Source organism: Flavicella sp. IMCC45668 (genome assembly GCF_057219105.1).
On sequence record NZ_CM170114.1, the window covers coordinates 1,329,214 to 1,341,236 of the forward strand.

Annotated in this window: 6 protein-coding genes; all 6 read right to left on the bottom strand. The window is 34.7% G+C overall.

Features of this window, described 5'->3' with window-relative positions; translation table 11 throughout:
• Positions 1–3: 3 nt before the first annotated feature.
• The 6 genes from AC2DZ0_RS05975 to AC2DZ0_RS06000 all read right to left on the bottom strand — a co-directional run bounded on the left by AC2DZ0_RS05975 (position 4) and on the right by AC2DZ0_RS06000 (position 11,897).
• Complete coding sequence (locus AC2DZ0_RS05975; RefSeq protein WP_484644327.1) at positions 4–1,647, bottom strand: sulfatase; 1,644 nt, start codon at positions 1,645–1,647, stop codon at positions 4–6.
• Between the two features lie 125 nt (positions 1,648–1,772).
• Positions 1,773–3,098: a sulfatase family protein gene (locus AC2DZ0_RS05980; RefSeq protein WP_484644328.1), complete on the bottom strand. Its 1,326-nt coding sequence runs from the start codon at positions 3,096–3,098 to the stop codon at positions 1,773–1,775.
• 8 nt (positions 3,099–3,106) lie between these two features.
• Positions 3,107–4,432, bottom strand: coding sequence for a BNR-4 repeat-containing protein (locus AC2DZ0_RS05985; protein WP_484644330.1), 1,326 nt, complete (start codon positions 4,430–4,432; stop codon positions 3,107–3,109).
• A gap of 101 nt (positions 4,433–4,533) precedes the next feature.
• A complete protein-coding gene (locus AC2DZ0_RS05990) occupies positions 4,534–8,037 on the bottom strand; it encodes a glycosyl hydrolase (RefSeq protein ID WP_484644331.1) in 3,504 nt (1,167 codons plus the stop codon).
• A gap of 10 nt (positions 8,038–8,047) precedes the next feature.
• Complete coding sequence (locus AC2DZ0_RS05995) at positions 8,048–10,393, bottom strand: glycoside hydrolase family 78 protein (RefSeq protein ID WP_484644333.1); 2,346 nt, start codon at positions 10,391–10,393, stop codon at positions 8,048–8,050.
• Positions 10,394–10,406: 13 nt separating this feature from the next.
• Complete coding sequence (locus AC2DZ0_RS06000; protein WP_484644335.1) at positions 10,407–11,897, bottom strand: sulfatase; 1,491 nt, start codon at positions 11,895–11,897, stop codon at positions 10,407–10,409.
• Positions 11,898–12,023: the final 126 nt, after the last annotated feature.

A 12,023-nucleotide genomic window follows, 5' to 3' on the forward strand; every position in this document is an offset into this window, starting at 1 on the left:
TTATTAATATTTCTTAACTCCATTCTTTTTAGGATAAGCTACTTTTTCTCCATTTTTAGCCCAAGTTCCAGTTGGGGCATTTCTTTTTACTAGCCACTTACGTAGTTTTTTATTCATTAGCAGAGCTACCTCAATAGTCTCTTTGTTAGGATTACCACTCAAAAGATTGATGGTTTCACCAATATCATTACTTAGGTTATATAATTCGTAAGAATCATCTTCATAACGATAGAACAATTTATAATGCTGCTTGTTAGAATGTCTATAATGCATTACTGATTGAGGCATATTACGCACGTCCATATATCCAGGAAAATGCCAGTACAATTCGTTTTTACCATCAAGTGCGTCAGTTTCTTCTTTTAAAACAGAAGCAACTGATTTGCCATCTATTTCGTGATTTTTAGGATCTGGTAGTTTGGCTCCAGCAATTTCCGCTAGTGTAGGATAAAAGTCAATGGCGTGAACTTCTTGAGTGGAATTTACAGTATTTGGCTTCACTACTCCTGGATATCTAAAAATTAAGGGTACACGAACTCCTCCTTCGTAATAGGTTCCTTTTCTTAAACGCAATGGGGTATTATCAGTAGGCCCCATAAAACCACCATTGTCAGAATAAAAAACTACCAAAGTGTTTTCGTCTATTCCATCTGTTGTATCACCATCACCATTAGGATCTTCTAATGCATTTAAAATACGTCCAACTGTTTGATCTAAAAGTTCTACAAAAGCAGCATAATCAGCACGAGTATGACGCGAATCCTGAGATGTTATCGCATTGTATTTAGCCTCTAAATCAACACGTGGGAGTATACTAACATGCACTGCATGAAAAGGAATATAGGCAAAAAATGGCGCATCTTTTTGCGATCTATCTTTTATATAATCTACAACTGCATCTCCCAAAGCATCGGTAAGGTGCTTAGGTGTACCTTCTAACAAACTAGGATCATTTCCATTTTTCAAAGGCTCTAATACATTTTTAATGTATGTAGAATCATAAGGTTGTGTATATGGTTTTAATTCTTCATGACTAAAAATCCAACCTTTGTTATCATCATTCTGAGCAAAAAACTCATTTTTTACGTTTACGCCATTTACAACTGCTTTTGTTTCTTTTCGAAGTGCTAAATTATAATCAATACCTACATATGTTTCGGCATGCTTTTCCTTTTTAATAGCATGTAATTTCCCAAACCATGCAGTATGGTAACCAACTGTCTTTAAAGTTTCGAACATGGAAACACATTGTTCTTTCAAATAATTATTCTGAGTATGCGGAACAATAGATGTGACAGCTCCTTTTGAAGTTCGATTAAGACTTCCCACATTATAAATGCCGTTTTGAGAACCTGTTGCATATTGACCAGTAAGCAATGCGGCTCGAGTAGGTTGACAATTTTGTTGTGTATAGGCATAAGTAAATGACATCCCTTGCTCTGCTAGTTTATCTATATTAGGACTTTCGTAATATTTAGACCCATTTCCCAAACTAGTATTAGATGAACTAATATCAGTCCAACCTAAATCATCTGCCATGATAAAAATGATGTTCGGCTTTCTTTTTTTCTGAATTTGACTTTTTACGCTTGTTGAAAATAAAAAAACAAACATTAAACAAGTTCTTATGGATATACTATTTTTCATTTTTTAATACTTATGAATTTTAGAAGTTTTTTTTTAGAATATATATATAAGTGTCCAACTCCTTTGATTTTTGAAAACTGTGACTCCATACATTTCGACTGAATATTTCTTTATAACAATTTGAATTATTCCACTCTAAATGCAGTGATTTTTGCCATTAAATCCTCTACAACTTTTGGATGACTTTCTGCAATATTATTTTTTTCAAAAGGATCATTATCAATATCAAACAATTGTACAACTTCTCCTTTCTTTCTTACAGGATCCGGAACGATAATTTTATAGGGAGGAAAAATAGCCATATTGTAATACATGCTATTCTCTATGGTATCAAAGTCATGTGCATATACTTCGCCAAAAACTCCTTTACGCTCAGTAAGTGCTTTTTCATCCAAAACACTTACTCCAGGTAAGTTTTCTGGTTTTTTAATACCTAAAACATCTAATACTGTGGGTACCATATCTATACTACTAGAAATAGTTGAATTGTCCATTTTAGGAGTTATTTTCCCTTTCCACTTGTACATGATTGGGGTACGAATTCCCATGTCGTATGGAGCACGCTTAGAATGCTTTAAATACCCTTCTTCTTCGGGATGTTGCGCCCAACCATTATCACACACATATACGAACAATGTATTTTCGGTTAAGCCTTTTTCTTCAAACAAATCGAATAACTGACCACAAGTTTCATCAAACCACTCGCACATAGCCCAGTATTTTGCTAATGATTGAGAATCTGTTTTTTTCAAATATTTATCTAATAAACGTTGCGGTGGATTGTGAGGCCTATGAGGTAAGAAAGGTGCATACCATAAAAAAAATGGTTTCTTTTCTTTTGCTGCCAAGTCTATATAGTTGTGAATTGTGTCTAATCCTGTTCTTCCTATTTTTAGACCATAATCTCCATGACGACCACCTCTTTTAGGATCTCCATGAGTCATTCCATAATCAAATCCACCTATCTTATGATTTCCATGCCACCATTTTCCTGTTTGAAACGATAGGTATCCTTTTTCTTTTAAAATATCTGGAAGTGTTGTTTGCTTTTCAAAAGCCTCAATAACGGGTTTGTATGCTTTTGCTCTATTTGCTTTACGATTCCCACTCCTATCATAAACCTTATCATTTCCAATGATTCCGTGATCTTTAGGATACAACCCCGTAATTATTGTTGCTAAAGACGGAGAACATAAAGGTGTTGGCACGTATGCTTTCTTAAACGTTAAACTCTCCGAAGCAAACTGATCTAATCTAGGAGTTTCTATGTTTTTATCACCCATAAAACCATAATCTGTCCATGATTGATCATCGGATAAAATGAATACGATATTTGGTGGATTTTGTGTTTTGGTTGTCGAACTATCTGCCACTTTTTTAACTCCCTTACCACAAGAAATTAAAATGCTCAATGTGAATATCCCTAAAGATAGTTTTTTAATAATTTTCATTTTAGTTTTTATTTATTGATTATATTTTTTTTAATATCACTTTCTTTTTTAAGACGCTGAATTGGTCCATTATCCCCTAAGAGATACATTTTCTTAAAATCTGAGCCTTTTTCCTTTTCACCTACAATTATTCTTGCATCTGGATGCGGGTTATCGATTAAAGCAGAAATCACAAATCCAGCATTTTTTCTACTTAAAAGAACATTGCTCTTTTTAAACGATTTTCCTCCATCAGAGCTATCCCATCTACTTATTTCTCCAACATCATTATCACCTGCATGTTCTAGATATACGCTAACTTCTTTTGCAGATTTCACTTCTAAATCACCATTACCTCTTGGAATATCCGTATTCTTACTTTGTAACCACTCTTTTCCATCCCATCTAAAAAGTTGCAAACGTTTAGGACCACTTCTTTTTTTACCAACATCAGGTCCAACCAATACACCAATATGTGGATTTCCATCAGGGTCCAAATCAGTTATACCTTGAAAAGTCCAATCCTCAGCTATCTCGCTTACCAATGTTTTTTGATCTGCTATTTCTTTGATTAAAGGCATTTCTAAAAGTTCATTTTTAACATTTCTCCATTCCCCTATTTTGGTGTCAAAAACCATGTAATACAAATTATGCCTTTCTGGGATATGACCTCTTGAATCTTGTCCGTTTTTGCTATCTCTACAAATATGATAATCAAATGCTACAATAATCTCGTCTCCATTACCTTTAGAAATCCATGGATACCATGAATCTTCAGCTTCTATTTTTGTTCTTCTTTTATGCTTTAAAAAGGAAACGGGCTCTCCAAATATTTTACCATTATCAGTTGATTTTTGATACACCCAATTACTTCTATGGGCACCATGACGATAAAACAAATAGATATCACCGTTATCCATTTTCACAAACTGACTGTAAGTACCGAATAACGAAATATTATCAAGAGTTTCCCATTCTGAAATATCCAAAGGTTTTTTAGAAACTGCATGTAAGTTTTTTCCATAATGATGATTTCCTAATGGATTTTCACCATCATTAGGTGTTCCTCCATGTCCTCCAAATGCAATATGAATATATCCTGCATCATCTATGAGCAATGCTGGTTTACCATGATTGTCAATCTTTTTCTTTCGATTTGGGTCTTTACCCATTTCACTAGCACCTGCCTTAAATGGTCCTTTCCATTTTTTGGTATTATGGTTATAAGAAGCGACATAAGGGTCTTCTAATGTTCCTTGGTAAGCAACATAAGTAATGCCTTTATGATAAACCCCTGAAGGATGTTGTACAATTGCGACTGCATTACCAAAGCCATTATCGGCAAAGTAATCCACTTTTTCATTGTTTTCAGATGTTACTTGTTGTTTGTTAGGTTTCGTTACACAACCCAACAAACAAAAAAACATTAAAAGATATAAACAAACATATTTAATCATCAGTTCTCTAGCTTTACAGTTTCAAAAAATATCACTTTTACCGGACCTAACAGTCCTGAACTTAACAGATGGTCCTCCTTATCCCAATGTTTCCAAGAAGCAAACGTTTGTCTTTTAGACTCTCGTGATTTAGGGTTTGATAACCATTCTGGAAGTGCCTTGATTTTATTGCCTTTTCGTGAGTAATCTAGAGATTGCTGTTCGTCTCCAATCAATCGATTGGGCCATAAATTGGTCACTTTAACTTCAAGTGTATTCTGTCCTTTGTTCACAAATTCATCAATAGGAATTCTAAAAGGAGCTTTCCATAAAACACCTGCACTTTTACCGTTGATTATTACTTCAGCAATGATGGATACACTTCCTAGATCTAGGGCTATCTTTTTATTCGATTGAAGCATTTCTTCTGACAATACAAAATCTTTTTTATAGGATGCAGTTCCAGAAAAATATTGAACAGCCTCATCTTTGGCATCTGTCCAAGATATCAAATTAGGAAAGATTTCTTTTTTTGAAGTTTCTGAGGTTATTGGAAAAGAAACTTCCCAAGTACCTGATAGCTCCATTGGTTGTGGAACAGATATCACTTCCTCAGTTTTTGTTACTCCCGTTGCTAACGTATAATTTACTTTACCAACATAAGGTGTTGTCCAATATATTCCATCATTTTCAAATTCTAATTCAGGTTTTAATGCATCTTTTGATAATTTTAAACGTTGTCCTTTGGGAATAAATACAGTGCGTTCTTCTCCATCAGTTTTATAGGTAATTTTTAAAACGGTTTTATCGCCTTGTGGAATGTTATTATCGATCAATCGATTAGACACCAAGATATCATATGTTCCTGAGCTTACTAGGTTTTGAATTCTATCAGTAACATCAAAAGTTTTATAATACTGAGGAATACCGGTGGTTTCTCCTTTAAACTTACCAAATACTGCCTTTAAAACTTTTAGCGATTTATTTCCTGCATCAATATGAATATGCTCTCGTTCTTCGGCATAAATCTGCTTTTTAACATCACCAATTTGGTACTCCATCCTGAACTCTTTTTTATAACCCATTGCAGGATCGCAATCACAAAACGCCCTACTCATTTTAAAATCTAAAGTTCCGTTATTGATAGCATCATTCACTTTATCCGTAATGTCTATTAAGCCTTCTTGTAAAAAGGTACCATACGCTGCTTTTACAATTTCTAAGTTAGAAAGAGGTTCAATTGCAGTAGGTTCTAGTTTTGTAAAAACTTCCACTAAGTGGTTTGGATTCACAGGCTTTTTAAACACAACAAAAACTGATTCTTCCATGCCTAATTGCAAAGTCACTGAAGTTGTTTCATCGTCATTTTCTTTAAAAACGACAGCATCTCTTATACTGCCATTTTCAGAATTCCACAGTTCAGGCTGTTTTCCTGATACTCGAAAACGTGCGTTAATTTTTCTGGCTTCTTTTCTAGCATTCGCAATAAAATAAATATCAGCATCAGTTGTCTTTCTATGGATAAAACTCAAATCTGTTTTATCACTAGATTCAAGTATAAAATCAGGTGTTTTATTTTTTAAAGCTTCTTCAATCGACAGTTCTTTTACCAACCCTTTTGTCCATAAGGAATCAACACGCATTTTAACGCTAACATCACAATTTGGATAATTGGTTAAACTTGGCGATTGTAACGTTTTTTTTCCAATAACATTTGCGCCTCCATTGACTAACTCTTCTATTTTTTTTAGAGTTTCTGGTTTGATAAAATCTGATTCTGGTAATACCAAAAGCTTGTATGTATTTCCAACAGCCGAATAAATCGTCCCGTTTTTAACGGTTAAGTCTTTTAATTTATTTGTTCCAATCAAATCATAATCAAAACCCATGGATTTAATTTCTGGTTTTATAAAGCCTGTATTTGGCGATGATTCTCCTGTAAACACCAAAACATCGGCAACATTTTTTCCCTGTTGTAATAAATATTGTGAGCGCGCTAGATAATCCATATATCCTTTGCTCTGTTTCCACCAAGTGTTTAAACGGTTAAAATCAAAACCATGATAACTTAAAGCCAAACCAGGAGCTACATCCCAAGGTTGGTGTACATATGTATGAAAAATGAATCGTGTAATACCTTCTGCCCAAGCTCTATCTCCAATTGATTTTATGTTAGCTGGGTGTTTGTCCCAACCACCAATTCCTGTAAAAGACTCTGCACCTACAATCGCACTACCATTTAAGTGTGCTATAGAAGACACAAATTTTGGTGAATCGAAAAACGGATAACCTCCACTCCAAAATTCACACATGACGATATCGCCTTGAGCACCAACTTGCATATTATCAAAAGGTCCCCAATAAGGTTCAACAGAAAATCGCATCCTGTTTTTATGACATAGTTCTCCAAAATGAGCATAATAATTCTCTGCTATTAAGTCACCAATAGTTCTTCTAAAATCCCAAAGAAATCTTTCTGATACCGCTCCACTATCCACATAGTATCCTGCTAAGGCTGGTAAATACGACGTTAAACTATAACCTCTTAAACTGTTAAACTGCTTGTCGAATCCCTTAGTCCAATTGGTAGTTTCTACCTCGTAACTATCAATTAAACAATTATTCACTGTGTTACCGACTAAATCTCCTAATTTGTCAATAATTGGTTGTACACCCGATTTCCAATAAGCATCTACCGCTATTTTGCTCATTTTATCTACCTCTAAGCCTTTCGCTTCTGGAGGTGCAGGTCTATTCGTTGTTCCTATTGGAGTATGTCCTAGACGTAGAATAATCCATTCACCTTTTGGAACATTCCATTTTAAAATTCCTTCTTTACTGTACTTAGAAGTAACATCAATAATACTTTCTTTATTTATGATGGCATCAGCAGGTATTTGCTTCATGTCTGGTAGCAAATGATTTCTGATTCTATCGGACAATGTTTTATAATCTAATCCATCTATTTTTATATGTTGTTTGGGTTTTGGAAAGGCCAAAACAGCGATGTCTCTATAATAATCAAATTTGGTTTTAGGTTTTGGTATATTTAGTTGGATTGTTCTACCCCCTTCAACAGTAAGTTCGCTAAACACCACTGTTTGCATTGCATTTTCTTCAGTTACCCATGGCCCTCCAGAAGACGACCAACCTGCGCTGTTATGAAATGCCATTTCTAAGCCCAAACGCTGCGCTTCTTCAGCAGAAAACTTAAATAAATCTAACCATTCTTCGCTTAAATATTTTACTGGCCCTTGGGGAAAACCTAAATGTACATTGAATAATTGAGCCTCTTGAATACCTACTGCTTTCATCGCTTCTAAATCTTTGGTGATACCTGATTTAGAGACATTACCGCTAATCCAATGCCACCAAGTTCTCGCTTTGGCTTCGTTTGGCGGGTTTTTAAATCCTTGTTCAAGATTAGTAATATCACTGAAACCCTGCTTCGAATTTTCTTTTTCACAAGCAATCAACATTAAAATAAAACTGCAAACACAAACTAAAATTTTATTTTTTTTCATAAACGAAACTTTACTTTTTGGAAACATTTTTTTTCATTGGTTTATTATTGGTTACTTTTAAATTATCAAAAAGATTAGGATGATATGAACTCCCTAACGAAACATAACCACTACTAATAACATGCGTTGCCTTTGAAATTGATTCATTATCTACAAAAACCTCAACATCTTTGTCTTGAAACTTTATTTTTAACTGATGCCAAATGTTACCATCAAAGCCAATTATAGTTCCTTTCGATAAAGTTTTCTTGTTATGTAGTAACTTCCAGCTACCACTCTTTTCTATCATAAATCTATAACCGTTCAAAAAACTCCCTTTTACACGTCCTCCTAATTCTACATTTCCACCTGCTATAAAAACATCTGTACTACAGGTAAAGTCTCTCCAATTTACATCGCCAATTAACGTATGTGGTTTTATGTTAGGCCTTCTATAGATTCGCATCCAATCATATCCAGCTTCAGGTGCAATTTGTTTCAAACAATGAGTTCCATTTTGTTTTAAAGCGATTTCAAAACTCCCTTTTTGATCTGAATGATATTTTGGTAAATCACCCACTTTTCTGTCTTCATAATCTTCTTTATACGGAAATGGAAATGCTTTAGATTTAGGAATTTCATAGATTCCTTTTTGTTGGCCTATGGTTGTTGTTAAAGAATAAATGCTTTTAGAGTCAAGTTGTATTGTAAATGACCTTTTTCTAGGGGTGATATTTGCCAGTTCTACAAATTGATTATCTCGATCAGATTTCCAAACATACACCTTTTCATGCGCCAACCCTTTTTTAATGTTTACTTCTAATGTTTCTTCATTTTCAGTACAAATAATCATACTCCAATTGGCAGTACTTATATCTTTTAAAGTCACAACACTTCCTTTATAGGTTGATGCGTCAAACAATCCACAAGCTTCGTCTAAATATTGCCAATTTTCTGCTGTTGCAAATTGTGTTGTATGTGCTGTAGCCCAAATTGTTGGCCAAACTTCATAATAACCACTCCAAGGCTCATTCGCTTTCATAGCACCTGCTTTATCCCAAGTTACAGATTTGTATATAGAACCAATTGGTGCCCAAATAAGTGTTTTTGTAATTTGATCTCGAATGTAAAATTTATTGTACAATCGTGCTAAGTTTAAGGCTCCTGCCCCGCCCCAATCTTTACCTGTCCAGCTCCAATCTTCACTTGCCCAAAGTGGTTTTCCTGATTCTTTTGCTTTTACAGTTGTCGGTCGACCACGACCATCAACCATATCATCCGTAAATTCTCTTCCTGTTACGTAATGATAACCTACAGCTTCTATCACTTTGTCAAACTCCTTGTCTTTTTCAAAATCATCGAATATTTTCCAGTCTCCACTGTTATCATCAGGTCCTTGAATTTTTACATTTTGATAACCTCGAGCGTCTAAAGTAGGTCTCATATGGTCTACCAACCAATTGCTATCTGTACCATTTTCGTTTTCCGCAGCTGCCACCCAATCTATGTCTAAATCCCAATTCTTTTTGGCAACATCTAAAAAAGCGACAAAATAATCAGCAGATTCTTGAGAGTAAATATTTGGTTTTAACCAACCTGGAAAACTCCAAGGAAGGTATTCCAGAATCATATTGGAGTTTCTGTTTTTGGCTTCTTTCATCAACCAAAATTCATAGCCTCTAGAAACTGGTTTTTTCAATTCTTCCTTTGTAAAAGCATGTGAGGGTTCAGCCCCACAAGTAGAATTTTCTCCTCCACCCATTTCAACTTTTAAATGTTGAAAAGCAGCTCCAAATTTTGGTTTGAACAAAAGATCTAAAATTTGACTTCTAACAGGATCTATATAATCATATAATAAATCTGTAGAAGCACCAGCACTCACCGCACCAATTCCTTCAAATATTCTACCTTCATTTTTACCGTCAATATCGATTTTAGTAATTCCAGCTCTAGTTTTAGAAAAAACGTTAGGTTGAAAAGCTTTTTCAGGATTTTTTATTTCTCCCGTTTCAAACCAAGTTACCTCACTATGGGAGGCACCTCGATTGTTTCCCCAAATAATAACCTTCCAGTATACACGTTGTCCGTTTTTTAAAGGTTCTCCTGAATATTGTATGCCACTAGATTGTGATGAACTTGTTGGGCCTGAATCCCAAAGGTCTGGATATTTTAATTTTTCGGGAGCAGTTGCCATCATAATTCTATACCCTCCTTGTTTTGGACATTTTGTATCACCTATAAATGTCCAACTAAAATGAGGTTTATTGATAGCTATCCCCGTTGGAGTCGTTTTTGATTCGCACCTTAAATCCTTCTGAGAAAAAGAGTTACTTCCTAAAAACAAACACAAAATGAGTACGACATTAAACTTTTTCATTTCACAAAGGATATTAATTTTCAACCTCATTTTTCATCCGCTTTTTCTGCTCAACAAAATAAGGTTGAAACGTATAGTTAGAATTTTCATACCACGAAGCATTTATATAAGGTAAATGCTCTTTTATGCGTTGTATAATCTTATCGTATTTTTTATCATGGATTTTATTGTACCACTCGTTGGGGTCGATAGAGTGATCATAGAACTCTTCTTTCCCATCTTCGTATTGAATATAACGGTACCCATCTATTTTAATAGCATGATTCTTCCTACCATATGTCGTTAATGCATACCCCTGGTTTTCCGAATACGAAGTGCCCATATTTTTCAAGAGACTCTCCCCTTCATTTCTATTGTATCTAGGTAATTTACATAAATCTAATAGTGTTGGATAAATAGATAACATCTCAACAGGAGCGGTTACTTTTATATTTTTTGGAATATTTGGACCTGCCAACATTAATGGTGCTTTCGTAGCTGTTTCCCATAATGCATGTTTGGCAAATGTTCCTTTTTCACCTAATCTATAGCCATGATCAGACCATAAAACAATAATCGTATTATCAGCATGTTCACTTTTTTCAAGCGAATCCAACACCCTTCCTAGTTCATAATCTACAAAGCTCATACATGCCATATAAGCTTGTATGATTTTTTTCCACTCTCCCCTAGTTTTCGCCCATTCTGTAGATGGCATCATAGGTAAATCATTTATTTTTAATCCTACAGGTGGAATATCATCTAAATCTTCTTTTAAATACGGAGGTGTTTGTATCGATTCAATCGGGTGCATATCGAACCATTTTTGAGGCACATACAGAGGAACATGAACACGTAAAAAACCAAGCCCCATAAAAAAAGGCTTGTCATATGTTCTTTGTAATCGTTCTATCACCCAATCGACAGATTGATGATCTGGCATTAACGTATCATTTTCTGGAAATGCTCCCCAATCAGTACTTGTTCTTCCATGTGTTCCTCGCACACCCTTTCCATAACCATCCCACACAAACCTTTTTTTCGGGTAAGGACCAAACCCATTTACTCTACCACCAGATTCGTCAAAAACTCCCGTTGGTGCGTGAATGTGAAAAAGTTTTCCGATTCCCATAGTGTGATAACCATGTTGTTTAAAATATTCCGGTAAAAAAATAATATCTTTAGTAGAAGTATTCTGCTCGTTTCTTATTTTTTCATCAGGAGTCATTCCATAGATACCCGTAGTTGAAGGCCGCAAACCTGTCATAATAGATGCTCTAGAAGGTCCACATAAAGGCGCTTGAACATGGGCATTTGTAAAGGTTACTCCTTTTTTTGCCAAACGGTCAAAATTTGGTGTAACAGGATTGGAAAAATTATCAATACAACTAATCCAATTATTTAAATCATCAACTGCAATAAACAAAACATTAGGTTTTGAAATTTCAGACTTCGGTGACTGACCTTGTACATAATTTGAACAAGCTATTAGAACAATTATAAAAAAACTTCGAAACTTTTTCATGGCATTAAGTTAGATTATGTATGGCAGTAAATGTCCATATCAATGCATTCTCATCAAAATTGAAAATACAGACTTAAAAATACTTCTATACTTATATGCAGCTGTTATGTACTATATTGAGCGTCA

What these genes read in the sequence shown, in the direction of transcription:
- AC2DZ0_RS05975 (WP_484644327.1), bottom strand. Translation starts at nt 1,647, where the DNA reads ATGAAAAATAGTATATCCATAAGAACTTGTTTAATGTTTGTTTTTTTA.
- AC2DZ0_RS05980 (WP_484644328.1), bottom strand. Translation starts at nt 3,098, where the DNA reads ATGAAAATTATTAAAAAACTATCTTTAGGGATATTCACATTGAGCATT.
- AC2DZ0_RS05990 (WP_484644331.1), bottom strand. Translation starts at nt 8,037, where the DNA reads ATGAAAAAAAATAAAATTTTAGTTTGTGTTTGCAGTTTTATTTTAATG.
- AC2DZ0_RS05995 (WP_484644333.1), bottom strand. Translation starts at nt 10,393, where the DNA reads ATGAAAAAGTTTAATGTCGTACTCATTTTGTGTTTGTTTTTAGGAAGT.
- AC2DZ0_RS06000 (WP_484644335.1), bottom strand. Translation starts at nt 11,897, where the DNA reads ATGAAAAAGTTTCGAAGTTTTTTTATAATTGTTCTAATAGCTTGTTCA.